The 25,472-nt window shown below is 34.9% G+C and carries 24 protein-coding genes; 12 read left to right on the top strand and 12 right to left on the bottom strand.

Translation table 11 applies throughout. The annotated features are described in order from the left end of the window. Positions 1-443: 443 nt before the first annotated feature. Together Q0838_RS08525 and Q0838_RS08530 are read left to right on the top strand one after the other, a co-directional pair. On the top strand, positions 444-1,736 hold the full coding sequence (locus Q0838_RS08525; RefSeq protein WP_298953514.1) for an aminopeptidase P family protein: 1,293 nt from the start codon (positions 444-446) through the stop codon (positions 1,734-1,736). Between the two features lie 89 nt (positions 1,737-1,825). Next, the gene (locus Q0838_RS08530) at positions 1,826-2,602 is read left to right on the top strand and encodes a nitrilase family protein (RefSeq protein WP_298953517.1); all 777 of its coding nucleotides are present in this window, start codon (positions 1,826-1,828) and stop codon (positions 2,600-2,602) included. Here Q0838_RS08530 and Q0838_RS08535 read toward each other — a convergent pair. Continuing rightward, positions 2,589-4,190 carry an Ig-like domain-containing protein gene (locus tag Q0838_RS08535; RefSeq protein WP_298953520.1) on the bottom strand — a complete coding sequence of 534 codons (1,602 nt, stop codon included), beginning with the start codon at positions 4,188-4,190 and terminating at the stop codon, positions 2,589-2,591. The two genes, Q0838_RS08530 and Q0838_RS08535, sit on opposite strands and share 14 nt — an antisense overlap. A 200-nt stretch (positions 4,191-4,390) precedes the next feature. Here Q0838_RS08535 and Q0838_RS08540 point away from each other — a divergent pair, with 200 nt between their 5' ends. Continuing rightward, positions 4,391-4,600, top strand: coding sequence for a hypothetical protein (locus tag Q0838_RS08540; RefSeq protein ID WP_298953523.1), 210 nt, complete (start codon positions 4,391-4,393; stop codon positions 4,598-4,600). A 75-nt stretch (positions 4,601-4,675) separates the two neighbouring features. Here the strand turns inward: Q0838_RS08540 and clpX are convergent, their stop codons facing one another. The 8 genes from clpX to Q0838_RS08580 form a co-directional block, all read right to left on the bottom strand. Continuing rightward, on the bottom strand, positions 4,676-5,911 hold the full coding sequence (gene clpX / locus Q0838_RS08545) for an ATP-dependent Clp protease ATP-binding subunit ClpX (RefSeq protein ID WP_298953526.1): 1,236 nt from the start codon (positions 5,909-5,911) through the stop codon (positions 4,676-4,678). 161 nt (positions 5,912-6,072) lie between these two features. After that, complete coding sequence (gene clpP, locus Q0838_RS08550) at positions 6,073-6,747, bottom strand: ATP-dependent Clp endopeptidase proteolytic subunit ClpP (RefSeq protein ID WP_298953529.1); 675 nt, start codon at positions 6,745-6,747, stop codon at positions 6,073-6,075. Positions 6,748-6,839: 92 nt separating this feature from the next. Next, positions 6,840-8,168 (bottom strand): trigger factor, encoded by a 1,329-nt coding sequence (tig, locus tag Q0838_RS08555; RefSeq protein WP_298953532.1) that lies wholly within the window; start codon positions 8,166-8,168, stop codon positions 6,840-6,842. A gap of 109 nt (positions 8,169-8,277) precedes the next feature. Further along, positions 8,278-8,625, bottom strand: coding sequence for a phage holin family protein (locus tag Q0838_RS08560; RefSeq protein ID WP_298953535.1), 348 nt, complete (start codon positions 8,623-8,625; stop codon positions 8,278-8,280). A gap of 80 nt (positions 8,626-8,705) precedes the next feature. Further along, the gene (locus Q0838_RS08565; protein ID WP_298953537.1) at positions 8,706-10,352 is read right to left on the bottom strand and encodes an SGNH/GDSL hydrolase family protein; all 1,647 of its coding nucleotides are present in this window, start codon (positions 10,350-10,352) and stop codon (positions 8,706-8,708) included. 13 nt (positions 10,353-10,365) lie between these two features. Continuing rightward, positions 10,366-11,634 carry an outer membrane protein transport protein gene (locus Q0838_RS08570; protein WP_298953539.1) on the bottom strand — a complete coding sequence of 423 codons (1,269 nt, stop codon included), beginning with the start codon at positions 11,632-11,634 and terminating at the stop codon, positions 10,366-10,368. A gap of 103 nt (positions 11,635-11,737) precedes the next feature. Continuing rightward, positions 11,738-12,499, bottom strand: coding sequence for an alpha/beta fold hydrolase (locus Q0838_RS08575; protein ID WP_298953541.1), 762 nt, complete (start codon positions 12,497-12,499; stop codon positions 11,738-11,740). Continuing rightward, positions 12,499-13,212, bottom strand: a complete 714-nt coding sequence (locus Q0838_RS08580; RefSeq protein WP_298953545.1) for a pyridoxine 5'-phosphate synthase — start codon at positions 13,210-13,212, stop codon at positions 12,499-12,501. The genes Q0838_RS08575 and Q0838_RS08580 overlap by 1 nt, the downstream gene beginning before the upstream one ends. An 85-nt stretch (positions 13,213-13,297) precedes the next feature. Between Q0838_RS08580 and Q0838_RS08585 the strand changes: the two genes are divergently transcribed. The 7 genes from Q0838_RS08585 to Q0838_RS08615 all read left to right on the top strand — a co-directional run bounded on the left by Q0838_RS08585 (position 13,298) and on the right by Q0838_RS08615 (position 20,463). Beyond that, positions 13,298-13,954, top strand: a complete 657-nt coding sequence (locus tag Q0838_RS08585; RefSeq protein WP_298953548.1) for a CBS domain-containing protein — start codon at positions 13,298-13,300, stop codon at positions 13,952-13,954. After that, entirely contained in the window at positions 13,955-14,830 is an 876-nt protein-coding gene (locus Q0838_RS08590) for an NAD kinase (protein ID WP_298953551.1), read from the top strand. It abuts the gene before it with no gap. A gap of 102 nt (positions 14,831-14,932) precedes the next feature. Then, a complete protein-coding gene (locus tag Q0838_RS08595) occupies positions 14,933-15,619 on the top strand; it encodes a DUF6089 family protein (RefSeq protein ID WP_298953554.1) in 687 nt (228 codons plus the stop codon). Between the two features lie 2 nt (positions 15,620-15,621). Beyond that, a complete protein-coding gene (locus tag Q0838_RS08600; protein WP_298953557.1) occupies positions 15,622-16,356 on the top strand; it encodes an isoprenyl transferase in 735 nt (244 codons plus the stop codon). Between the two features lies 1 nt (position 16,357). Further along, complete coding sequence (gene bamA / locus Q0838_RS08605) at positions 16,358-18,937, top strand: outer membrane protein assembly factor BamA (protein WP_298953561.1); 2,580 nt, start codon at positions 16,358-16,360, stop codon at positions 18,935-18,937. Positions 18,938-18,971: 34 nt separating this feature from the next. Then, the gene (locus tag Q0838_RS08610; protein ID WP_298953564.1) at positions 18,972-19,865 is read left to right on the top strand and encodes an OmpH family outer membrane protein; all 894 of its coding nucleotides are present in this window, start codon (positions 18,972-18,974) and stop codon (positions 19,863-19,865) included. 73 nt (positions 19,866-19,938) lie between these two features. Further along, entirely contained in the window at positions 19,939-20,463 is a 525-nt protein-coding gene (locus tag Q0838_RS08615; protein ID WP_298953567.1) for an OmpH family outer membrane protein, read from the top strand. A 423-nt stretch (positions 20,464-20,886) separates the two neighbouring features. Here Q0838_RS08615 and Q0838_RS08620 read toward each other — a convergent pair whose 3' ends face one another. Continuing rightward, a complete protein-coding gene (locus Q0838_RS08620; RefSeq protein ID WP_298953570.1) occupies positions 20,887-21,372 on the bottom strand; it encodes an RNA methyltransferase in 486 nt (161 codons plus the stop codon). A gap of 170 nt (positions 21,373-21,542) precedes the next feature. Between Q0838_RS08620 and Q0838_RS08625 the strand changes: the two genes are divergently transcribed. Beyond that, positions 21,543-22,997: an ATP-binding protein gene (locus tag Q0838_RS08625; protein ID WP_298953573.1), complete on the top strand. Its 1,455-nt coding sequence runs from the start codon at positions 21,543-21,545 to the stop codon at positions 22,995-22,997. A gap of 16 nt (positions 22,998-23,013) precedes the next feature. Here Q0838_RS08625 and Q0838_RS08630 read toward each other — a convergent pair whose 3' ends face one another. Both Q0838_RS08630 and Q0838_RS08635 read right to left on the bottom strand, forming a co-directional pair. Further along, positions 23,014-24,162 carry a HAMP domain-containing sensor histidine kinase gene (locus tag Q0838_RS08630; protein WP_298953576.1) on the bottom strand — a complete coding sequence of 383 codons (1,149 nt, stop codon included), beginning with the start codon at positions 24,160-24,162 and terminating at the stop codon, positions 23,014-23,016. Positions 24,163-24,216: 54 nt separating this feature from the next. After that, positions 24,217-24,567, bottom strand: coding sequence for a hypothetical protein (locus Q0838_RS08635; RefSeq protein WP_298953583.1), 351 nt, complete (start codon positions 24,565-24,567; stop codon positions 24,217-24,219). A 245-nt stretch (positions 24,568-24,812) separates the two neighbouring features. On the opposite strand from Q0838_RS08635, the gene Q0838_RS08640 reads away from it, so the two are divergent. Further along, positions 24,813-25,223 carry a BrxA/BrxB family bacilliredoxin gene (locus Q0838_RS08640; protein ID WP_104514387.1) on the top strand — a complete coding sequence of 137 codons (411 nt, stop codon included), beginning with the start codon at positions 24,813-24,815 and terminating at the stop codon, positions 25,221-25,223. Positions 25,224-25,472 lie beyond the last annotated feature (249 nt).

Raw genomic sequence — 25,472 nt, forward strand, 5'->3', positions numbered from 1 at the left:
AAAAACAATAAAACAGCTAATCAAACCAGTAAAATGGTTAGGTTTGATATGTCTTAAATTTATTTAGGACAGGATTGTTATAAAATATTTAAAGTCCTGTTTTTTTAGCTTAAAAAACAGGACTTTTTTTTATTGCTAAATTTTCTGTATGTTTATCATGCTAATAAAAATCATCATTATCGTGGAAGTTGCAAGATATTTTATAATCAGTGTTGCTATAGTTATCGTACTACTTTTAGTAGTTACTTTTATTAAAAACCGTAAGAAGAGACGGTCATAAATAATTTTAAGATCTTTTAAAAAGTGTTTAAGATCTTGTTGTTAATGAATTCTAGTTTTCTTTGTTGTCTATTGAGCTATTCTTACCTTGCGGGAGGTTGTAGTTCCGCTTTCGCGAAAGCGAAACACAAACCATTACCCTAACTCAATTATAGATTTTACATATGAAATATCATCCTATAAATTCGGCTCTTTTTATCAAAAACCGTAAGAACTTTATGGCCAAAATGAAGCCGTCTAGTCTAGCCGTTTTTAATTCTAACGATGTTTTTACTACAGGAGCTGATAGTACACTGCCGTTTAAACAACATCGTGATATATTCTATCTAAGTGGCGCAGACCAAGAAAATACTATTTTAGTATTATTTCCAGATAGTTCTGATCCAGCGCATAAAGAAGTACTTTTTGTTACTGAAACTAATGCGCATATCGCCGTATGGGAAGGTGAAAAACTAACCAAAGAAAAAGCGACTGAAATAACTGGTATCAAAACGGTGTACTGGTTAAGTGATTTTGATAAGAAGTTTTTTGAAATGATGACTCAGTGCGATACCATCTATTTTAATACTAACGAGCATTACCGCCAGTCTGTAGAATTAGAAAGTCGTGAAGACCGATTTATAAAAAAAACCAAATCACAATACCCAGCGCATAATTATGCAAAGTCTGCACCTATTATGCAACGTTTAAGAGCGGTTAAAGATCAAATAGAGATAGATTTAATCCAGAAGGCTTGTGATATTACTAATGCAGGTTTCCGTCGTGTACTAGATTTTGTGAAACCTGGTGTGATGGAATATGAGATAGAGGCAGAGTTTTTACATGAATTTATAAGAAACCGTAGTGACGGTTTTGCTTACACGCCTATTATTGCGAGTGGTAATAACGCAAATGTATTGCACTATATAGAAAATAATCAAGAATGTAAGAGTGACGATTTAATTCTTATAGACGCTGGTGCGCAGTATGCTAATTATGCAAGTGATATGTCTAGAACTATACCAGTTAATGGCCGTTTTACAGACAGACAGAAACAAGTGTATAACGCTGTGTTGAGAGTGAAAAATGAGGCTACTAAAATGCTTGTTCCTGGAACCTTGTGGAAAGAATACCATGTTGAGGTAGGTAAGATAATGACTAAAGAGCTTTTAGAACTAGGTCTTATCGATAAGGCAGATGTTGCAAATGAAAATCCCAACTGGCCGGCCTATAAAAAATATTTTATGCATGGTACGTCTCATCACATGGGACTAGACACTCATGATTACGGTATTTTATGGGAGCCTATGCAAGCAGGAAATGTGTTTACTGTAGAGCCAGGCATTTATATACCAGAAGAAGGTTTTGGTATACGACTAGAAGATGATGTGGTTATCAATAGTAGTGGTGCGCCATTTAACCTTATGAGAGATATTCCTATAGAGGCAGAAGAAATAGAAGATATAATGAACGCTTAATGTTGTAGTATTTATTTTATATTCTATCACTTATATCATGGGCAGTGCTTTAAATAGTTCTGCCTGTTTTTTTAATTTAAAACATACTTATGAAAAAGGATATTTTAAAAACATCGATTATTCAATCATCCTTAGTTTGGGAAAATCCGAAAAAAAATTTAAAGAATTTTGCTAAGAAGATAGAATTACTCTACGGAAGAACAGATTTAGTGGTGCTTCCTGAAATGTTCACTACAGGTTTCTCTATGAGGGCTGATGGTCTTGCTTGTGACTCTGGTGTTATCGATTATTTAAAAGATCATGCCATGAGAGGCGGTTTTGCTATTTATGGAAGTGTCATGTTTCAAATTGCTGATAAATTTGTTAACCGCGGTATTTTCATGCGTCCTGATGGATCTTCTACTATTTATGATAAAAGACACACCTTTACACTTGCTGGTGAGCATGAGGTGTACAATAAGGGTGAAAAAGCCGCTGTGGCAGAATATCTAGGCTGGAGATTTAATTTACAAATCTGTTATGACTTGCGTTTTCCTGTTTTTGCTAGAAATACTAGTAATTATGATGTGCTCCTATATGTGGCTAACTGGCCCGTACCTAGAATAAACGCCTGGGATGCTCTATTAAAAGCTCGTGCCATTGAAAACATGAGTTACTGCATAGGCGTGAACCGAGTAGGAACAGATGGTACAGGAATGGATTACAACGGACACTCTCAAGTTTATGACGTTTTAGGTAATGAATTACTTAATCAACCTTGGGAAGAAGAAGGAATACAAACTATTGATATTCATAAATCTCAAATTGAGAGATACCGTTCTGAGTTGCGCTTTCTAGAAGATAGAGATCAGTTTACTTTAAATTGAGTTTGTAAACTCCGTCCCAATTAGGTTTTAATTTTACTACTTCAGGATAGTAAACTACCTTTTCTGGTTGTATGCCTTTTAAGAAATTACCTGCATCATATTTGCCATTTCTGTTCGCGTCATAAACTACTCTTATATAGTAATCTCCAGGATTGAGATAGAAGAAGTTATAAGTTCCATTCTTATCAACTGACTGTTGTAATTCTATACTTAAATCCTTTTTTGTAATTTGAATAACAATAGGGAATGCACTTGTATTATTTATGCTAACAATAATGTTACCTAGAGATGTTGATTTTACCGTGTTGAAACTATAGCTTAATGTATCTGTATTTTTCTCGCCGTAAAAATCTGTTACAGCACCTGGTAAAAGGGTTAGATTATATTTTTGAGACTCTTTTCTTTCAAAGTCTACTATAGCATTGTTTTTAAGACTGTCTAACCTTGTGGTAAAAGATATTTGTAGACTGTCCTTATCAATAAGTTTCATGAAACTGGTGTCCACCTTTTCTATAGGAGTAGATGCTGAAAAGGTGAAGGGTTTATGTAGTGAGAAATCAGTGCCTTTCTTTATGCTCAACGTGTCTTTGGTAAGTTCTTTTAAACGCACTTTAAATTCTTTCTCTTGGTTTGAAACTGTTGTACTTATCATAACAGAATCTTGTTTAATAACCGGTTGATACCAGTATTGTAAAGTGTCTTTTTTTTCTAATTGTGTTAAGCGGCTTTTGGTAATTAGTGATTTGTCAGTAGGTTCTATTTTTAAATTCTCTACGTTTCCTGTATAACCTACATATAGTCTAGATAGAGCCTGTTGTGTGATTTTTTTAATGCTAGGGTCCAGCTCTTGCTGGTACATGTTAAGTTCATAAATCTTATCACTAGGAATAGTTATGTGTTCTGTGATAAAGCCTATTTTATCTCTTGTTACATCAAAGCGTAAATCATAATTTTCTTCTTTTAGAGCTACCATTTTATAAGTACCTTCTTTAAGGTTTTCCATAGTAAAGGTAGTCAGACTGTCTAGAGTATTTAGAACATATCGCGGTTGTTCTTTGTATACAACACTATCTGTGTACTCTTCATTTACTTCATATAGTAAAACGTTTACAAATTCTTCTGCCTCATAATTTAATGCATCTGTTATTTTACCTTTTAAGGTTAAGGAGTCTATCACCGTACCGGTACTGAAAACGTATTTAAAAAATGGATAAGGATTCCCTTCATTATTGTCTACTATACTTTGTCCAAAATTGAGAACATAAGTGGTATTATCCTTTAATGTGTCGGTAATCTCTATAGTTATTTTTTTTGATGGAGTCCCTTGTGGTGTAATAGTAGGACGCGTTTTTAAAGGTGGTGATATAACTAGTTGTTTTTGTAAATCATTGAGTTTTACAAATTCGTCAAATTCTATCTCGATAATGCGATTCTTGAAATTACGAGTATAATTATCTGGATACATGCGTAATATTACCGGCGGCTTTTCATCTACTGGACCACCTGTAGGTGTGCCTTTTTTTGCACATTGAACTAATGTGATGGCTATGAATAGAACTGCGAGTATATTTAAAAAATGTTTTTTCACTGGTATATTTAACGAGTGCAATTTAAGATGATTGTTTTAAATTAGTTCTATTAAGTTTCAATTTTGCTGTTTATGAAGTTCTCTACTCTTTTTTTTTCTCGCTTTAAGCTTTTTAAGTTTATGGAGGTGCGCTAGTGATGTGGATGATGTTGTGGTGAACCGAGCAGTGCTCGATTTCACAAAAAAATTACCGGTACACAATGCTATTATTAATATGGAATGCTGGTATTATCGGGATAGGCCAGATGAAAAGTTATGAAAGCAGTGTGATTAAGTCTGTTAAAACAAATGAGGATGGAACCTATCAACTAACTTTTCTCAAAAGTGCATTTCTTAGTTTTACGATTAATGCAGATAGATATAAGAAACAAGAATTAGGTGAATACATAAATACTAGAAAGGTAAATTGAACTACCATTATGAAATAAAAAATCCCTTTGCATTAAATAACAAAGGGATTTTATTGGGTAAATTAATGAAGTGGTTTAACTCACTGCTTTTAATTTTTGAATAGCACTTTTGTCTAATTTAGATGCGGCATATTCTTTAGTAACTATTAATTCTTTAGTATCGCCACCTGGCATGTCGAACATGGCGTCTGTAAGAATCGCTTCACATAAAGAACGTAGTCCACGTGCTCCTAGCTTATACTCAATAGCTTTTTCTACTATGTAGGTAAGCGCATCGTCGGTGATAGTGAAATCAATCTCATCCATGTCAAACAATTTTTTGTATTGTTTTACAATGGCATTTTTAGGCTCTGTAAGTATAGCTCTTAACGTATTTGCGTCTAGCGGATTCATGTACGTTAATACAGGTAAACGACCTATGATTTCTGGAATCATCCCAAAATCTTTAATATCTTTAGGTATAATATATTGTAACAGATTATCTTTTTCTACCACACCATCGTTAGAAATACTGGCGCTGAAGCCTACAGCCTGCATGTTTAATCGCTTGCGTATTACTTTTTCAATACCGTCAAAGGCGCCACCAGCGATAAACAAGATGTTCTCTGTATTTACCTCTATAAATTTTTGATCTGGATGTTTGCGACCACCTTTGGGCGGTACGTTTACCACAGTTCCTTCTAGTAATTTAAGAAGTCCTTGTTGTACACCTTCTCCAGACACATCTCTAGTAATAGATGGGTTATCACTCTTGCGGGCAATTTTATCTACCTCGTCTATAAAAACGATTCCTGTTTGTGCTTTTTCAAGATTATAGTCTGCTGCCTGTAATAATCTAGTTAAGATACTTTCTACATCTTCTCCTACATATCCAGCCTCAGTAAGTACCGTTGCGTCTACTATGGCAAGAGGAACGTTTAACATTTTTGCAATTGTTTTTGCAATAAGTGTTTTACCAGTTCCTGTTTGTCCTACCATCATGATGTTAGATTTTTGTATCTCTACATCATCATCGGTATTTTTTTGTAATAATCTTTTATAGTGGTTATAAACCGCTACAGACATTACTTTTTTAGTAAATTCTTGCCCTATGATGTATTCATCAAGAAAAGCTTTTATAGCCTTAGGTTTTTTAAGTTCTAATTCTGCACTAGAAACTCCAGGTTTATCCACTGTAGTATCTTCGAGAACTATTCCATGAGCCTGCTCAATACAGCGGTCACAAATATGTGCATCCAGTCCTGCGATAAGCAAATTAGTTTCTGCTTTATTGCGTCCACAAAAGCTACATTCTAGTTGTTCTTTACTCATATTTCTGTTTTTGACACGATAGTTTGTGCCTTTTTAGATAGGAGTCGTTTTTCTATAAGGTTAGAAATACGATTCTTAATTTTAATATAGGCAGTTTAATTGTTGTGGTTTCCGCTTTCGCGAAAGCGGAATAACCACTAATTATATTGCAAGAATTGATCTTAGTCTCTTCTTAGTACTTCGTCTATCATACCGTATTCCTTAGCCTCATCTGCTTTCATCCAGTAATCGCGGTCAGAGTCTGCATAGACTTTATCATAAGTTTGTCCAGAATGCTTTGCTATGATGGTGTATAATTCTTCTCTAAGTTTTACAACCTCACGAGCCGTGATTTCTATATCACTAGCCTGGCCTTGTGCTCCACTAGAAACCTGGTGTATCATTACACGACTGTGTGGTAAAGCACTACGCTTACCTTGGGCACCGGCGCACAACAAGACAGCTCCCATACTTGCGGCCATGCCTGTACAGATAGTGGCTACATCTGGCTTTATGAACTGCATCGTGTCATATATGCCTAGTCCAGCATAAACACTACCGCCTGGTGAGTTTATATAGATCTGTATGTCTTTATTTGCGTCTGCACTTTCTAAGAAAAGCAGTTGCGCCTGTATAATGTTTGCTACTTGATCATTTACTCCGGTTCCCATGAAAATGATGCGATCCATCATTAAACGTGAGAATACGTCAAAGATCGCGATATTCATCTGGCGTTCTTCTATAATGTTAGGAGTAAGATTAGTTGGGTACATGCTACCCATAATTTTATCGTAATACATAGGATTTACTCCTTGATCTTTTACGGCAAATTTTTCAAATTCTTTAGATATGTCCATGTTGTAATGATACTATATGAGTGATAAAAAAGGCGTTAACTAATTGATAAAATAGTCAACGCCTAAAGATATGAATTATTGACAGGAATAAATTATACTTCGTAAGCTTCTTTAATGAAGTCTTCGTAGGTCATTTCTTTCTTTTTCAATTTTGCGTTTGCTTTGAAGAAATCTAGCATTTTCTCGTTTTGTAGTTGCTCGCTCATGCGTTTTACTTCTTCTTGATTGCTCATGATACGTGCCACTACACTATCTACTTCTTCGTCAGTTGCGCCAGTATGACCGTACTGAGCCATCTGTAAACGTATCATTTTACGAGAATATTCCTGTAGATCTTCAAACTTTAATTGTAATTCTTCATTGTTTTTTACAATGTTAGATTCAATTAGTTGATATCTCAATCCTTTTTCAGAACGCTCGTACTCTGCGGCAGCTTCTTCTTCTGTTAATTCATTCTCGCCATTACTTGCGATCCATCTTTTAAGGAAGTCTGCTGGAAGATCAAATTTTGTGTTCTCAATAAGTGATTCTGTAACGTCTGTTAATAATTTCTGATCTGTTTGTTGAGCAAATTGTTTGCCTGCGTCTTCACGTAGTTTTTCAACCAGTTCTTCTTCACTCTTGATAACATCTTTTCCAAAAAGCTTGTCAAAGAATTCTTGATTTAACTCTGCTTTTTCACGCTCGTTAACTTCAGTGATTTCAAAAGTTACAGGTGTTTCAAGACCTTGTGCTTTATCTTGCTCTAATTTAAGAAAATTCATTAGATCGTGATCATCATTAAAAAGATCTTTTGTTTTAAGTTCTAAAGAGTCACCTATTTTAGCACCTATGAATTTCTTAAGATTAGTCTTTCCTTTGATTTTTGATGTAGAAAACGTAGCGTCAGAATTGATTTCTTCGTCGTCATTTCTGAAAACTCCGGTAACTTCATTTCCTTCTTCCACTTCTTTCTTTGCAATTAACTTACCATATTGCTCACGTATGCGATCGATCTGGTCGTTGATTGTTTTATCATCAGTTTTTATTTCATATTGTGTAATGGCTTTTTTACCTTTTACATCTACATCAAATTCTGGAGCTAAGCCTACTTCAAATTCAAAAGTAAAATTATCTTGATCCCAGTTAATATCTTCTTGAGTCTTAGGAAGTGGGTTTCCTAAAAGGTTCATTTTTTCACTGGTGATGAATTTATTAAGTTGAGATTGAGTCAGTTTATTGATCTCTTCTACTAATACGGGAATGCGGTATTTTTTATTGATAAGGCTAGCAGGTACATGGCCTTTTCTAAAACCAGGTATGTTTGCTGTCTTGCGGTGAGTTGCAAGTACGTTATCTACTTGGTGGTGATAATCTGCCTTTTCAATTTCTATGGTAATTGTCGCATTTAATGCGTCTGTGTCCGTACGTTTTATATTCATTTAAAGACTTTTTTATGCTGTTAAAATTGGGCTGCAAAATTAAGCTTTATTTACTAGTTATCAAAGTGTTTGTCTTATTGCTATGGACCTACGTGGTGGTTAGATATTCTCAGTTATCTTCTTTGTCTAATAATTTAAAGAGAAAAGATCGTGCCGCTGCGAGTAATAGTGAAAATATAAATGCCCAAAATACACTTGTTACCGTAAAATCGTCTACAAACCAGTCTGCTAGGTAGATAATGATAACGTTTATAAATAATAAAAATATACCTAATGTGACTATAGTTATAGGTAAGGTAAGTATAACAAGTATGGGTTTTACTATAAAATTTAATATAGATAAGGTAAGGGCAACTAGTATGGCGCTTACATAATTAGTAATACCTATACCTGGTAAGATTTGTGCCAGTCCCATTACTAGTGCAGCCGTAATAAGTAATTTTATAATGAATCTCATACTATAGAATTTGTGTAAAAATAAAAAATCTGCTGAAGAACGAGCCTTCAGCAGATTCATATAGAAATAATATGCTCTGTTTATTGAGCAGAATCACTTAGTTGAATAGAGTCATAAGCGCCTATGTCTACTTTAGGTAAAGTAGAATCATATTGTGCGTTTATTGCATCTATGATAGTGTTTGCAGTAAATGCATAACCTCTAGCTGTAGGGTGAACACCATCTAATGAAAAAGCACCACCTGATGCATATGTAGAAGTTAAAACACCGCCGTTATAAGAAATACCTGATGTAGCTACTCTAGATAACTCTGTGCGCACATCAACATATGCTAGATCATTTGCTATAGCAATAGCTTCTATAGTCGCGTTATATGCAGTTTGCGCAGCGGTTATTCTATCTTGTTCATCATCATCTAGTACAAATTCATCACCTAAAGGGAAGGTGATACCATTTGCCGTTAACGCACGAGCTAATTCTACTGGTACTTGAGCATCTGTTAAGGTTCCAAGTAGTTGTTGATTATTTTCGCCGAGTAATGTCGCCGCTGTAAATGTTATTAAATCACTTGGTGTTGCTTGACGTATTTGACCGAATTGAGGTGCCAAAATCTGAGCTAATCCAGTAGCTTGCGCAGTATTTAGGGTTAAGTTAAAAGAATCACCAATACCTTGAACTAAAGGAACTAATGCGCCAACAAAACTTGGATTTTGTGATAAATCAACTAAGTCATTGTCTCTAACAACAAGTCCACTAGCAGCGGAAGTAGAAAAAGAAATTTGACGGTCTGGTTGACCGAAAGCTGCAAATATTTGATTTAGTCCACCGTAAACTTGATTAAGTAATGGTATTTGTGGTCCAAAATTTGGATCAACTGGGCTTAGAGCTTGTGAAGGTACCGTTGTAAAGAAAGGAATAGAAGTAACATCTGGAATGTTAACTAGAGCTCCTTTTGCACCGTTTGCAGTAAGTCCATCAACTAACTGTTGGTACACTCGAGCAAATACATTATTGTTAGTTATACTGTTGTCTCCTTGTGCAGCTGGGTCTATGTTGTTTAATTCGTTGTTATCAACACCTAACCCACCGCTAGTAGCATATCCTAATATATCATTATTACCTATCCATAGAGTAAAGAACGTTCCGTTTGCAGCAATCGCATCATCTATTACTGTAGAAGATTCTGAGCTAGAAAAACGAGCATAGTATGGGTTTGCAGTACCTGTAGCAACACCAGCTAAAGCACCGTAACCTGGAGCTGCTAGGTGAAATACTCTTGCGCCTGGAACACCAAAGTTGTTTAATGGTCCGGTAACTTTGTTAGTAATATCTGTCGTTGGAGTTGCGTCTAGAACAACTGGTCCAGCAGGAGTTCCATTACCGTCAGACGCTAGCACAAGGCGGTTAGGTCGTATTTGCACACCACCAGCAAGTAGACCACCGGTATTATCATTAACTAATGGTTGATTAAATTCACCACCTCCAGCAAATTGCATTTGTCCTGCAATGATATTAGGATAAGAATTTAATTGTCCACTTAGGTATAGTGCGTTATCAGCAAATCCTGCTGTTAAAGAGTTTCCTAATGTTACAAATTTAGAGAAATCTGCTTCTCCAGATGTATAGACTCCACCATCTTCGATAGCGTTGTCAAATTCGTCATCACAACCTATTATTGCAGTACCTGCAAGAAAAAGAGCAATGAATTTTATATTTAAGTTTTTCATTATTTTATTTTTTTTACATGCTATAAGTTATACCTAGACCACCGATAAATGCTGATGATTTATAGGTTCCTGCAAATGGTGCAGGAGTAGTTGCGCCAGTGTCAAAAAAGAAATCATAAGATTCATTTATTTCTTTAAACTGTACAAATAGGAATGAAGTGTCGATAGATAACTTTGAATTTACTTTGTAAGAAAGTCCAAAAGTGTAATTATTAGAATCGTTACGTGGTGTCTCTGGTGCAAAGAATCCAGATTGTACAGGAGACTCATCAAAGTAATAACCACCTCTAACTGTTAGTTTTTCTGTAAACTCATATTGAGCACCTAATCTCCATGTAGAAGCATCTTTATAGTTTCTTGGGTTAATAGAAGTAGCACCATTACTAAATTCTAGATCTAGACTGTTGTATTCACTCCATAGAGTTCTATTGTAATCAAAAGCAAGAAGTAGTTTATCCCATTTATAGGACATTCCTACAGTAAGCTCTGCAGGTAAAGGAAGTGTAGCGTTAAAACCAGCTGTTGCACTTCCATTTTCATCAACATCTATACCTGTAAGGCTTGAGTTAGGAAAGTTGGAGAAGGTAGCAGTACCTTCTGTACTTTCTATATCAATTAAAGAACGGTAGTTAAAACCTAAACTAAATCTGTCGTCTGGAGTAAACATAAGTCCAGCAGACCATCCCCAGGCTGTAATACCAGAATCTTCTATTTCTATGTTAGAACGTACACCTTCTTCATCGGTAAGTGTTCTACTAGCATTTCTATTAAATGTTACCGCTCCTATAGCTAGGATAGGTCCACCACCTATACTTACACTATCAAATAATTGATAAGATAAAGTAGGCTGAATAAAGATAGCGCTTAAGTCTATTTCATTAACTAGGTGAGATCCTGCCCAGTCAGTAGGCCATGTTACATTACTTCCGTAAGGTGTGTAAATACCTAAACCTACAGCAAAATCTTCAGACACTTTGTAGGTAGCATAAAGATAAATAGGTGTGCTTACTTCGCTTTCTGTTTCAAAAGAGGTTCCGAATTCTTCATTTTGGTACTTTACATCAGAGAACACACCGAAACCACCAGCGCTTATATTTAATTTGTTTTCTAGGTGTACTATTCCAGCTGGATTAAAGAATAAGATGTCTGCATTATTAACGACAGCGACACCAGTATGTCCCATTGCTAATTGCGTGTTACTTTGTGTGCTGACACGATATCCACCTGCGTAAGCAAACGTAGAGATCAAACAAAGTACAACAAAAACTTTCAGTTTGTTCATAATCAATGATTTGAGGTATAAATTAAATTTGTAAGTGTCAAATTTAATATTAAAATGATATTACACAAGGGTTTTCTTTATTATGATGCAAGCATAACAACGTTTATTTTATGAATTCCGTAACATATGTTAAAAAATCTTGCGGTTTCTCAGCATGAAGCCAGTGTCCTGCATTTTCTATTGTTTTTAGTTCCGCTTTCGCGAAAGCGTGCCTTATAATAACTATGTCACTTTCTAATATGTATCCAGACTTGCTACCTCTTATAAAAAGAGTGGGTCTTTCTATAGGTGTTTTTATGGGTTCATGAATGCCTATCTTTTCTTGAGACTCTCCTAAAACGTCTAGGTTAAACCGCCATCCATAACGACCCTTTTCAACGCGGTAGAGACTTTTTAATAAAAACTGACGTGTTCCTAAATCGGGAATTACTTTTGTTAACATCTCGTCTGCATCCTTGCGAGTACTTATCTTATCAAAATCGATACTTTTTAGGCCGTTTATAATATCGCTGTGGTGCGGTGGATATAATTTAGGCGCTATATCTGCTATTATTAATTTGTCCAGATAGTTTTCATTTTCTGCTGCAAATCTCATGGCTACTTTACCGCCCATACTATGTCCTAAAAGTATGATGTTTTTAAGTTTATGCTTATCACAGTATTCTTTTATATCTTGAGCCATTAAGGAATAGCTAAACTGGTCACTGTGTAAACTGCGTCCATGATTACGCTGGTCAATAAGGTGTACTTGAAAACCGTTTTCACTCCATTTGCGACCTAGAGTTTTCCAGTTATCTGCCATGCCTAAAAAGCCGTGGAGAATTAAAAAAGGCTGTCCTTCACCTAAAATTATAGAATGTAACATTATACCAGTTTTGATTTATACATGTTAACTACATTTTCTAGTCCTAGATAAAGACTCTCTGAAATTAAAGCGTGGCCTATGGATACTTCTAATAATTCTGGTACATGCTCATTAAAAAATTGAATATTTTCTAATGATAGATCATGACCGGCATTGATACCTATACCTAGTTCTGTTGCTTTTTTTGCTGCTGTTATGTAAGGAGCAATTGCATGGTTTCTGTCTGTATCATAATGACTCGCAAAATCTTCTGTGTATAACTCAATACGATCTACACCTGTTAGCGCAGCGCCTTCTATCATTTCTATACTTGGGTCTACAAATATGCTGGTGCGTATTCCTTGATCTTTAAAGTGTTTCACGATTTTAGTTAAGAAGTCTTTATGTTTAACGGTATCCCATCCAGCATTAGATGTTAAAGCATCTGGTCCATCTGGTACGAGAGTGACTTGCGCAGGTTGTACTTCGTCCACTAGTTTAATAAAACTTTCTATAGGGTTTCCTTCTATATTAAGTTCTGTTTGCACTACTTTTTTAAGATCTCTAGCGTCTTGGTATTTTATATGACGCTCATCTGGTCTAGGGTGGATAGTGATTCCTTGCGCACCAAAAGCTTCTAGATCTATTGCTACCTTTAATAAATTAGGAACATCACCACCTCTAGAATTACGTAAAGTTGCTATCTTGTTGACATTTACACTTAAAATTGCCATGTTTTATTTTTATTTCAAAAATACAAAGGATTGTGTCAGAGGTATAAGTGTAGAATTGATTAATTTGCGTTAAATTTTGTACTTTATGGATATTAAGCAATACATAATTAATGATGTAATGCCTTTGGAAATCTCTTCAGATATGAAAAAGGCTCAAGAAATATTCTCGCAGCTTACTTATTCTCATTTACCTATAATGGAAAATGATATTTACATAGGGTGTCTGTCAGAAAATGATGCGCATTGCTTTGAGTCAGATCAAATATTGCAGGCCGTTAAGTATTCTATGACTGCTTTTCATGTAAAAGAAGAGACGCACTGGCTAGATGTTTTAGAAGCATTTGCACAACATCAATCTAATATGATGCCTGTCTTAGATAGTAAGAATGAATATTTAGGATACTATGAACTTAAAGATATTATGGAGCTGTTTAATGACGCGCCTTTTATGTACGAGTCTGGTGCGGTGGTCGTCGTACAAAAAGGTTCTAATGATTATAGTTTTAGTGAAATAGCGCAAATAGTAGAGTCTAATGATTCTAAAATATTCGGTTGTTTTGTAAGTAATTATAACGACCATATGTCTGAGATTACTCTTAAATTGAGTCCTCAAAATTTAAATACCGTTTTACAGACTTTTAGAAGGTACAGTTATGAGATAATAAGTGCAGCCGAAGAAGATTCTTATCTAGATACTCTCAAGGAGCGCTCAGATTATTTGAATAAATATCTAAACATGTAAATGAAAAAAGTTGCTATATACGGTCAGTACCTCCATGATGACACAGTAATAACTTGTAAAAAGCTTATCGATCTTTTAAAAATTAAGAATTGTGTCGCGCTGGTGGAGTCTGGATTTCATAATTTACTTAAAGATCAAGGAGTAGCCTTAGGTTTAGATTCTTTTGATCAATTAGATAAATCCTTTGATCTACTTATAAGTATGGGAGGCGATGGTACTGTTCTTAGAGCAGTTGCTTACATAGGTAAAGTAGATATTCCAGTAATAGGTGTGAATACAGGTAGATTGGGATTTCTAGCAACCCTTCATAAAGACCAATTAGAAGAAGCGGTAAACGCCTTGTATAATGGGGATTACACACTGAGTAAGCGTAGTCTAATTACCTTAGTTTCTACACATGAAGAAAATCATCCAGAGCCACGTAATTTTGCACTTAATGAAGTGACCGTTAGTAGAATGAATACAACTAGCATGATTCAAATAGAAACTAAATTAAATAAAGAACTTTTAACAGTTTACTGGGCAGACGGTCTAATAATATCTACACCTACAGGTTCTACCGGTTATAGTTTAAGTTGTGGTGGGCCTGTTATATCGCCAGATACAGACGCGTTTGTCATAACACCTATTGCGCCTCATAATTTAAATGCCCGCCCACTTGTTATTCCAGATCATACAGAGATCACTATTAAGGTAAGTGGTCGAGAAGAAGAATTTCTTGCATCACTAGATAATCGTATAGCATCCTATCCTAATGAAACACAATTAACACTTAAAAAAGCAGATTTTACTATAGATCTCATAGAGCTAAAAGGGCAAAGTTTCATTAAGACCATTAGAGATAAGTTACTCTGGGGTGAAGATAAACGCAATTAAACAATAAAAAACATCAATACTAGTTCTGTATTACTAGAATCGAGCATGTAAACATCATGCTGGGTAAAGAGAATTGTTATATTTGCACGTTTTAAAAATTTCATGCGGTTAGTTTTTTTATTTATTGTTTTTTTTAGTTTCGCTTTCGCGAAAGCGCAAACCTATGAGTTAGGTATTTTTGCAGGAACCTCAAATGTGGTAGGTGATGTCGGGAGTACTCAGTACATTCAATTTAACGATATCGCAATAGGTGGTATTTTTAAATGGAATCGTAGTCCACGACACAGTTTTAGAGCCACCATAATATCTGCAAATATGGTAGGTGATGATAATGATAGTGATGATGTTTCAAGAGATTTAAGAGGTTTAAAATATGATTATACTATGCTAGAAGCGAGTGTAGGCTTAGAGTACACCTTCTGGGATTGGGAACTGTATTCAGGTAGACCGCAGTTTACACCTTACTTATATACAGGAATTACTGCGTTTCATTATGAGTTGTTTGCACTAAATAACACAAATGAGTTGGAAGAGTACGGTGAAACGACTGATATTGCAATGCCTATAATTTTTGGAGTTAAGATGTCTCTTACTCCTAAATTGATACTCGCAGCAGAGATAGGTGCTCGATATACTTTTACAGATAATCTAGATGGAAGTAGTCCTGTAAGAAGTAAAGATTTTGATAATTTGAAATTTGGTAACTTAAATAACAACGACTGGTACGTGTTCAGTGGGGTGACTCTTACTTACACATTCGGTCGTAAACCTTGTTATTGTAATTTTTAAGTATGGCACAACAATTACTCGATCCTACTAGAATCCCTAAGCATATCGCTATTATAATGGATGGTAATGGTAGGTGGGCAAAGAAACAAGGTTTAATGCGCGTGCGTGGCCATGAAAAAGGTGCAAAGGCAGTTAGACAGTCTGTAGAAACATGTGCAGAATTAGGTGTGGAGCACTTAACTTTGTACGCTTTTAGTACAGAGAACTGGAAAAGACCAAAGTTAGAAGTAGATACCTTAATGAGGTTATTAGTTTCTAGCCTTAAAAAAGAGCTTCCTACCTTACAGAAGAATGATATTTCTCTTAAGGCTGTAGGTGTTTTAAGTCTTTTACCTAAGTCTGCTCAAAAAGAGCTAGCTGAAGTTATTGATGCGACCAAAGAGAATAAAAGAATGGATTTAACTCTAGCCTTAAGCTATGGGTCTAGAGAAGAGTTGATATCAGTTATAAAAAATGTGGCCGGTCAGGTAAAGGAAGGTTCCTTAGAGATCGATCAAATAGATACAGACGTCATTAATAAACATCTATATACGAGTTATATGCCCGATGTAGATTTGTTAATACGCACTAGTGGAGAACAACGTATTAGTAATTTTCTTTTATGGCAAATTGCTTATGCAGAATTATATTTTACAGAAGTGCTTTGGCCAGATTTTAGAAAAGAAAATCTGATAGAGGCAATACATAATTATCAAGATAGAGAAAGAAGGTTTGGTAAAACAAGTGAACAATTATAGAATGATAAAAAAGTTAGCAAACTCGCTACTACTGGTAACATGTTTACTATTAAGTGCAGCTACATACGCTCAAGAGAAAAGAGGAGACCTAGCAATAGGAGATGCCACTAAATATAAAATAGGTGAAATTACTGTTACCGGTAGCCAGACCTATAATGATAATACAGTAATCGCTTTTACTGGTTTACGTAAAGGTGAAGAAGTTTTTGTGCCAGGTGAACGTATAAGCCAGGTGGTAAAGAAAATGTGGGATCTAAAACTTTTTAGTGACATAAGAATTTTTGCTACAGATATTATAGGAGACCCAGAAGATGATGTGATGGATACTATTAATCTAGAAATTAATATTATCGAGGTGCCTAACCTTAATGAGGTAACTATAGAGGGACTGCGCAAAGGACAGACTAAAGATCTTAGAGAAGAATTAAAGTTAACTAAAGGACGTAAGGCGACTGAAAATCTTATCACTACAACTAGATCTTTTATAGAAGATAAATATAAAAAGAAAGGTTTCTTATATGCAGATGCTAAGGTAAAAACGCGCACGCTAGTAGATACAACTGGAAAGAATAGAGTCGATATGAAAATAGATATCGATAAGGGTAAGAAAGTTAAAATAGCAGAGATAAATTTTGAAGGAAACTCCATGCTTACCGATAAGGAACTGCGTAGAGCAATGTCCAATACTAAAAAGAAGAATTTTGTTAGATTTTTAAAAAGATCTAAATATGTCGAAGAGGATTTTCAATCCGATTTAATTGCCGTGGTAGATAAATATAAAGAAAGTGGTTATCGTGATGCTCGTGTGATATCTGATACTCTAACTAAGGTAAATGATAAAACCATCTCTCTAGATATTGAGGTAGAAGAGGGGACAAAGTACTATTTTGGAGATATTAAATTTATAGGTAATACAGCTTTTTCTGATGAGCAATTAAAGAGATTGCTTAAAATAGAAAAAGGAGATGTTTATAATGGAGTTGCTTTTGATGAGCAAATTAGTAATCCACAAGACCCAGATTCTGATGATTTAACTAACTTATATCAAAATAGTGGTTACTTATTCTCTAGTGTAAATGCCGTAGAAACTCGTGTTGAAAATGACACTATTGATTTTGAAATTAGAATCGTAGAAGGTAAAGAGGCTTATTTTAATAATATAAGTGTAAGTGGTAATACAAGAACAAATGATCATGTCATTTACAGAGCGATAAGAACATCTCCTGGTGAGAAATATTCTCGTCAGAAGATTATTAATTCCATACGTGAATTAGGGCAATTAGGTTTCTTTGATGCTCAAAAAATTAATCCGCAATTAAATAATGTAAATCAAGAAGAAGGAACTGTAGATGTAGATTATGAACTAACAGAGGCAGGAGCAAGTCAGATAGAATTACAAGGTGGTTATGGTGGTGGAGGTTTTGTAGGAACGCTAGGTTTACGTTTTAACAACTTTTCATTACGTAATATATTTAATGGTAAAGCATATGAGCCTGTTCCTATGGGTGATGGACAGACCCTGGCTATAAGAGCCCAGGCAAGTACTATTTTTAGAACTTACAGTTTAAACTTTACAGAGCCTTGGTTAGGTGGTAAAAAGCCAGTTTCTTTTAATGTGTCTTTTTCTCACAGCGAGCAATTCCGTGTTAATCAACAAAATTTTAGGGAAGTAGATAGAAATCAAAGATTTTTAATTACTGGTGGTACAGTAGGTATAGCAAAGAGATTAGAATGGCCTGACCAGTATTTTCAATTCTCTCAAGCCATTTCTTTCCAGCATTATAACTTAAAAAACTATCAGACTAGTTTATTTAATTTTCCTAATGGTTTTTCAAATAACCTGGCATACACAGTTGGTTTAAGTCGCAATAATGTTGGTGTTAACCCTATTTTTCCTACTTATGGATCTTCCTTCAGCCTTACTGCAAAAATGACTTTACCTTATTCTGTATGGAATGGTGTAGATTATGCAAATCTAGAAGATGACCCAGAGTTTCAAACTAATGGAATAGCAGACAATGGTAAGATAGATCAAGAAAAATTTAAATTCTTAGAATATTATAAGATAAAATTTGAAGGTACATGGTATACACAACTGTATGAAAAATTAATTTTACAAACTAAAACAGAATTCGGTTTCTTAGGAGCTTATAATAATGATCGTGGTCTCGTTCCTTTTGAAAGATTCTTTGTAGGTGGTGATGGATTAGGTGCTTTTTCTCTAGATGGTCGCGATATTATTAGAATGCGAGGCTATGATAATAGTGCGTTAACTACAAGTGATGATGGAGATACGGTATACAATAAGTTCTCTATGGAACTACGTTACCCTATATCATTAGAACAAGCAGCATCTATTTATGTATTAACATTTGCTGAGGCTGCAGGATCTTATGATCGTTTTAGAAGCTATAATCCTTTTGATGTGCAGCGATCTGCAGGTGCAGGATTACGTATATTTATGCCAGCATTCGGTTTATTAGGTGTTGATTTTGGTTATGGTTTTGATAGTGTTCCTAATGCTGCAAGTAATGATCCTAGTGGTTGGAACGTTCACTTTATAATCGGACAACAGTTTTAAATATGGCATAATTATTTCTTTAAACAACAAGCTTATGAGAACTAAGATTTTAATTATTGGATTAACAGTTTTTTTTAGTTTCACTTTTGCGCAAGCACAAAGAGGAGCAAGAATAGCTTACATAGACATGGAATACATTTTAGAAAGTGTTCCAGAATATCAGGAAGCATCAAAGCAACTGGAGCAAAAAATGCAAAAGTGGAAAGGTGAGATCGATAAAATGTCTAATGAGATTTCTCAAATGAAAGCATCTCTTCAAAATGAAAAGGTTTTACTCACCAAAGAACTTATTGAAGAAAAGGAAGAAGATATATCCTTAAAAGAGCAAGATCTAGCTGACTATCAGCAAAAACGTTTTGGTCCACAGGGTGATTTTTTATTGCAAAGGCAGCAGCTTATCGAGCCTATACAAGACCAGGTTTTTAACGAGGTGCAAAAGATAGGTAAACAGAAGAAATACGACATGTTAATCGATAGTTCTGAAGCGGCATTGTTATATAGTGCAGATCGCCATGATGTGAGTGACCTAGTATTAAAAGCTATAGGCAGAACTGGAAAAAGAAAAGAGGCGCGAGAAAAGCAAAATGCTAGAAATAATCCAGTAGAAGATAATGAGCCCTACCTGTCTGTGGTAGAAGCTGAAGAAAAGGAGAAAAAAGAACAGCTTAAAGAAGATAAAAAAGAAGCGATTCAAAAAGTTATATCTGAGCGTGATGCGGTCCGTAACGAACAAAGAAGAGTACGCGACTCTGCAAAAGCGGCAAAAGCAGCAGCTTATCAAAAAAGAAGAGATAAGCTTATGGCAGACCGTAAGCGTAAGAAAGATAGTGTTCTTGAGCTAAGAGCAGCCGCTAGAGCAAAAAAACAAGCTCAAATAGACGCTAGAAACGCAAAGAAAAATAAGAAAACCCCACCTGGTGGAGAATAATATAGGAACTCCTTATATTTGCAATCGCCTACTAGGCTACTGAATTTAAAAATTGATAACAATTAATAAAAAAATGAAACAAGTAAAAACACTAATAGCAGTAATCGCATTCATCTTTGCAGGTATTCATATAGGTCAGGCACAAGACGCTCAACCTACTAAGGTATGTCACGTAGCCTCTCAATCATTAGTAGAGTCTTTACCTAGTGCCATTGCAGCAGATAAGCAATTAAGAAACCTTGCAAAAACTTATGAAACTAAGTTAACTGCTATGGATAAAGAACTGAAGACTAAATATCAAAATGCACAAGAGGCGGCACCTCAAAGAACTCAAGAAGAAAATGAAAGAATTCTTGCAGAGCTTGCCGAAGGTCAGAAAAAATTAGAAGAATATTACCAGAACTCTCAAACTGCTATGGGTCAAAAAAGAACTGACTTATTAAAGCCACTATATAAGCAAGTAAGAGAAGCTATCTTTACAGTTGCTAGAAGAAAGGGTTTTGATTATGTATTAGACTCTACAACAGGAACTGGTATCATCATGGCAGACGGTTATGACCTTACTAATGACGTAAAAGCAGAACTAGGCGTGAAGTAATTCTGTTTCTTTTTAAAATATATTAAAAGTCGCTTTGTTAACAAAGCGACTTTTTTTATTAGCTTTTATAAAACGAAGTTTTTTTGTTAAGAACAAATAAAAAAACCACGGCCTTTGATGAGATTTGATTTTTACTTATTCTATAAAATAAAAGGTTCATCCACTCGTCTTATAGATTCACAGTATGCACTCACCTTTATTCATTCTATACATGGTGTGTTTCTTCTATATCGTTTATCATTTCTGTAACGGGCATAGAGCAACTTTGATCAGTTCTTTTTAACGATTAATCCCAATCTTTTTAATCTATTAAAAAATACGTTTCCTTGTTTTATGGTCTACTTTGATAAAAGTGTACGTCATAAAATTAAAATCCTTTATGGTGTTCATATTTAAGCGTTAACCCTACTTTTTGTTGTTAGGTTACTCTTTTGGAACTCCATTTATGTAGACATGATTTCCTTTAACGCTTCTATCATATATAATAATACTACCTGCAACGGCCACGTTTAGGCTTTTGGGAGTGTTAAACTTTACTATATGATGTGATTTTGCAATGGCCTCGTTAGTTAATCCGTGGTCTTCGGCTCCTAATAAATACACGCAATTACGTGGATGTTTAAAGTCTTCTAACGCCACAGCGCTATCTGTTAACTCTATTCCCACTACCATAGCGCCTTTAGGTAAATGGTTGTAAAAATCGTCAAATGTTTTATAATGAAAATATGGAATAGCACCTACAGCGTTGTGAGTGTCGCAGGCTTGTTTTGCATAACGTTTACCTATTGTGTAAATGAAATTTGCTCCTAGATTTTGTGCCGTACGCCATAATACACCTAAATTTTCTGGTGTCTTGCCATGCATGATTCCTATTCCGTAATATCCCTGCTCTAGATTATCTATTTTCATACTGCAAATCTATTAATTTATGCGATTATATGCTGTTTGCACTGGTAGGAAGTTTTATGGCTCTTTAAAAATGGATTTTGTATTCGCTTTCGCGAAAGCGGAATTATTCATCTACATATTACATTTAATAGCGTTTTACAACTGGCTCGATTATTGTTATTTTTACTGCAATGAGATTGTATAAAAATAGCCTTAGAAATCGCATCTTCTTCTCCATGATGGTGCTTACCATTATTGCAAGTGTTTTGATTGCCGGTATGTCTATATATCAATTTAAAGAGCAAGCAAAGGACTATCATGAGAAGCGATTATTACGTAAGGAACAGGCGATTAAGGAGCATATTGCCTTTGTCCTAGATGAAACAGATTTTCAGGTCGTAACAAATAACTTACCTTATATTTTTAAAGAAGATATCTATGGTTTAAGTGCTGTGCATGGTATGCCTATTTATATGTATGATTTAAATGGAACTTTACTTAAAAGCTCTAAAGCACAATTTACTAGTGATGGTTTACACAAACAAATATCGTTAGATATTATTAAGAAACTTAACAATGCAGACGATGGTCGTTACGTGCAAAAATTTGAAGTAGACGGACAGAGTTATCGCTCTAGTTATACCTATCTTACCGATAATAGATTTAAGAACATCGCTATTCTTAACTTACCTTATATAGAGAATGACGACTTTATGAATCATGAACTAGAGGAGTTTCTTAAAAGACTGGCCCTAGTTTATGCCTTTATATTTTGCTTTTCTATAATACTAGGTTATTTCCTTTCTAAATACATCACTAGATCGATAAGAAATATATCTGATAACTTAAAAGAGCTAGACATTTCAAAACGCAACCGTAAAATAGACATAGATTATAAAGGAACTGAAGAAATTAATACTCTAGTAGAGTCTTATAATAAAATGGTGGACGAGTTAGAAGAAAGTGCTGTAAAACTAGCCACTAGCGAGCGAGAGCAAGCGTGGCGAGAAATGGCAAAGCAAGTGGCACACGAGATTAAAAATCCGTTGACACCTATGCGTCTTACTGTACAAAGTTTTCAGAGAAGATTTGATCCAGAAAATCCTGATGCTAAGGAAAAACTAAATGAATATTCTAATTCAATAATCGAGCAAATAGATGTGATGAGCAATATCGCTAGTGCATTTTCTACCTATGCCACCATGCCGGCTCAAAAAAATGAAGAGACTGATGTATGTATGGTTACACAGCTCGCTCTGGATATATTTAATGAATCTAACATACGTTATACAGAAGATGTAGATTCCTTAATGGCTGTTTTTGATAGGACACAATTGATACGTGTGGTCACTAATCTTGTAAAAAATGCCATACAGGCTACACATAGTGATAGAGAAAATATAATCGAGGTATCAGTGACTCATGATTCAGATCATATCTTTTTAACCGTGAAAGACGCTGGTACTGGTGTACACCCTGATAACGAGAAGAAAATATTTGAGCCCAAATTCACTACAAAAAATAGCGGAATGGGTTTAGGTCTAGCTATGGTAAAACAAATCGTAGAGAACTTTAATGGAAAGATAGAGATGCATACGGTCTATGGTAAAGAGACAAGGTTTATAGTAACTCTACCTAGATGTTAATATGTTTTAATCTTTATTAAACCTTGTTTAAGATTATCTCAAAGGTGGTCCCCATGTCTTTCTTACTATCGATTACTCTTATTTTACCGTTGTGATAGTCTTTAATTATACGCTTAGCGAGAGATAATCCCAGGCCCCAACCTCTTTTTTTGGTTGTAAATCCAGGTGTGAATATTTGATTCCATTGCTGTTTTGGAATCCCCTTACCAGTATCTTTTATTTTAATAAACACATTATACACGTCTGCCTTGAGATAAATGGTTATGTTTCCTTTTCCCTTCATGGCATCGATACCATTTTTAATCAAGTTTTCTATAACCCATTGAAAAAGAGGTTCGTTTAACTTTACCTGTATAGGCTGGTCAGGAAGATCTACCTTAAATAGAATTAACTTAGAAGATCTGTTTGCTATATATTCCACAGCTTGTTTAGTTTGATGTACGATATCGACTTGAGCAAGTGTGGGAATAGAGCCTATTTTAGAAAAACGATCGGTAATCATTTTAAGACGATTTATATCTTTTTCCATCTCGTCAATGTAAGATGGGTCTACGTCCGTATCTCTTAATATAGTAGTCCAGCCTACTAGAGAAGAAAGCGGTGTGCCTATCTGGTGTGCACTTTCTTTGGCCATACCAGCCCATAATTTATTTTGCTCGCTTGCTTTACTAGATCGATAGAAAAACCATATGACTGAGAAAAATAGAAGCATTATAATTACTAGCGCCATAGGGTAGTACTTGATCTTTGTAATTACGTCACTATTTCCATAATATATGGTGCTGAATGGTTCTCCTTCAAATTCAGTGACTATAGGATCATTTTCTTGTTTAAAAACCTCGATTAATCTTTTAAGTTCTTCTGTATCTCGCTCTACTTTTTCTGATAAGTTACGGGCGCTCATCTCACCTTTATAGTTAACTACTATCATAGGGACTGATGTGGTGTTTGCCATTACTGTAATGCCTAAATCTCCCAAATCTGCTTGAAGAGATTGATTTTGAAGATCTGTTGCAGCGATACCAAATTCTTTTATATTCTTGCGCTCATTCTCTTTTAATTGCTGGAAAAAATCAAACGTGTTCCATAGAATTAGTGAAGTAATTATGACTGCTGCTACAATCATGGACCATCGGTAAATGTCTTTGTTAGAAGTGAAATTCATGTAAGAATTAAATGTTTTATAGAATTAAAAACGTGTCTTTTTCTGTTTTATTGATCAATCGCGTTTAACAATTAAATAGTGATCATCGTCCATAGGTAGATAGCCCTGATCGTATACAAAGTAATAAACCGTTCCCTTCTTTGTAGTGTAAATACTAGTAAAAAAATTAAAATCAAATCCTGCCGCTAGCATTTTATTTCTAGTTACTTTAATTTTATCTTTAGGGTTAAGTTCTTTTAATACTCTGTGATTCTTGCGTAATCTATTATTAATATTACGCATTAAGGCGTTACTATCTCGGTTAAGCTTATTGTTAGCTACATTACGACAGTAGTCACTGCAGTAGATTTTATCTGCTCTACCGCGCACTTCTTCTTTACATTCAGGACATTTTTTTCTAGCCATAATTACCTTACTATCTATTCTTTAAATATACTAAACATTTGTAAACGGTTAGGAGTACTATTATAAGAGACGCAGCTATTTATTAAAAGTGTCCTGATAGAAAGGAAATAAAATAAGTAGCGATTGTTTTTAAAAAAAAAATTACTCATCAACTATTCATAAAAGCATTCTTGTAATAAACTAAAATGATAGGATTGCTGTTTTATAAAGAGCTAGAAGTCTTTACCTTTGTAAAAAATAAAATTATGTACCCAGCAGAATTAGTTCAGCCTATGCGTGACGATTTAGGTAACGCAGGATTTGAACATTTATATACACAAAACGACGTAAAAGAAGCACTAAGCAAAGAAGGTACAACACTTGTTGTTGTAAACTCGGTATGTGGTTGTGCAGCTGCAAATGCACGTCCAGGAGCAAAAATGTCTCTAGATAACTCAAAAAAACCAGATCACATCGTGACCGTGTTTGCAGGAGTAGATCGTGATGCAGTAGATGCAGCGAGAGCAGCTATGATTCCTTTTCCACCTAGTTCTCCATCTATGGCATTGTTTAAAAATGGCGAGTTAGTACACATGTTAGAGCGTCACCATATAGAAGGAAGACCTGCTGAAATGATCGCCGAAAATCTTAAAGAAGCGTATAACGAGAACTGTTAGTCAGTCCTAGTTTAAAATTTTTAAAAGTGCTTTTGTGAAAACAAAAGCACTTTTTATTTAAGATCTACCGCAAGATGCTTAGCTATTAGAATAATAGGCAAGTTTATATTTAAAACTGTAGGAAGAATACGTCACACTTGTTCTTGTGTGATAATTTTTAAAATTTGATTTCTCTAACTACTACCTCAAAAATACTATGCACGCATATCGATTTAAGCAGTTCTCGTTTTTTGATGTGTATTAACAAAT

Source organism: uncultured Nonlabens sp. (assembly GCF_947495285.1).
In the GTDB taxonomy this organism is placed as follows: Bacteria; Bacteroidota; Bacteroidia; order Flavobacteriales; family Flavobacteriaceae; genus Nonlabens.

Excerpts from the sequence above, each read along its gene's own strand:
- Q0838_RS08585 (WP_298953548.1), top strand. The coding sequence starts at position 13,298 with ATGGATATTAAGCAATACATAATTAATGATGTAATGCCTTTGGAAATC.
- clpX (WP_298953526.1), bottom strand. The coding sequence starts at position 5,911 with ATGAGTAAAGAACAACTAGAATGTAGCTTTTGTGGACGCAATAAAGCA.
- Q0838_RS08590 (WP_298953551.1), top strand. The coding sequence starts at position 13,955 with ATGAAAAAAGTTGCTATATACGGTCAGTACCTCCATGATGACACAGTA.
- Q0838_RS08600 (WP_298953557.1), top strand. The coding sequence starts at position 15,622 with ATGGCACAACAATTACTCGATCCTACTAGAATCCCTAAGCATATCGCT.
- Q0838_RS08615 (WP_298953567.1), top strand. The coding sequence starts at position 19,939 with ATGAAACAAGTAAAAACACTAATAGCAGTAATCGCATTCATCTTTGCA.
- Q0838_RS08560 (WP_298953535.1), bottom strand. The coding sequence starts at position 8,625 with ATGAGATTCATTATAAAATTACTTATTACGGCTGCACTAGTAATGGGA.
- Q0838_RS08620 (WP_298953570.1), bottom strand. The coding sequence starts at position 21,372 with ATGAAAATAGATAATCTAGAGCAGGGATATTACGGAATAGGAATCATG.
- Q0838_RS08525 (WP_298953514.1), top strand. The coding sequence starts at position 444 with ATGAAATATCATCCTATAAATTCGGCTCTTTTTATCAAAAACCGTAAG.
- clpP (WP_298953529.1), bottom strand. The coding sequence starts at position 6,747 with ATGGACATATCTAAAGAATTTGAAAAATTTGCCGTAAAAGATCAAGGA.
- Q0838_RS08530 (WP_298953517.1), top strand. The coding sequence starts at position 1,826 with ATGAAAAAGGATATTTTAAAAACATCGATTATTCAATCATCCTTAGTT.
- Q0838_RS08540 (WP_298953523.1), top strand. The coding sequence starts at position 4,391 with ATGCTATTATTAATATGGAATGCTGGTATTATCGGGATAGGCCAGATG.
- Q0838_RS08565 (WP_298953537.1), bottom strand. The coding sequence starts at position 10,352 with ATGAAAAACTTAAATATAAAATTCATTGCTCTTTTTCTTGCAGGTACT.
- Q0838_RS08630 (WP_298953576.1), bottom strand. The coding sequence starts at position 24,162 with ATGAATTTCACTTCTAACAAAGACATTTACCGATGGTCCATGATTGTA.
- Q0838_RS08570 (WP_298953539.1), bottom strand. The coding sequence starts at position 11,634 with ATGAACAAACTGAAAGTTTTTGTTGTACTTTGTTTGATCTCTACGTTT.
- Q0838_RS08595 (WP_298953554.1), top strand. The coding sequence starts at position 14,933 with ATGCGGTTAGTTTTTTTATTTATTGTTTTTTTTAGTTTCGCTTTCGCG.
- Q0838_RS08580 (WP_298953545.1), bottom strand. The coding sequence starts at position 13,212 with ATGGCAATTTTAAGTGTAAATGTCAACAAGATAGCAACTTTACGTAAT.
- tig (WP_298953532.1), bottom strand. The coding sequence starts at position 8,168 with ATGAATATAAAACGTACGGACACAGACGCATTAAATGCGACAATTACC.
- Q0838_RS08575 (WP_298953541.1), bottom strand. The coding sequence starts at position 12,499 with ATGTTACATTCTATAATTTTAGGTGAAGGACAGCCTTTTTTAATTCTC.
- Q0838_RS08635 (WP_298953583.1), bottom strand. The coding sequence starts at position 24,567 with ATGGCTAGAAAAAAATGTCCTGAATGTAAAGAAGAAGTGCGCGGTAGA.
- bamA (WP_298953561.1), top strand. The coding sequence starts at position 16,358 with ATGATAAAAAAGTTAGCAAACTCGCTACTACTGGTAACATGTTTACTA.
- Q0838_RS08640 (WP_104514387.1), top strand. The coding sequence starts at position 24,813 with ATGTACCCAGCAGAATTAGTTCAGCCTATGCGTGACGATTTAGGTAAC.
- Q0838_RS08625 (WP_298953573.1), top strand. The coding sequence starts at position 21,543 with ATGAGATTGTATAAAAATAGCCTTAGAAATCGCATCTTCTTCTCCATG.
- Q0838_RS08610 (WP_298953564.1), top strand. The coding sequence starts at position 18,972 with ATGAGAACTAAGATTTTAATTATTGGATTAACAGTTTTTTTTAGTTTC.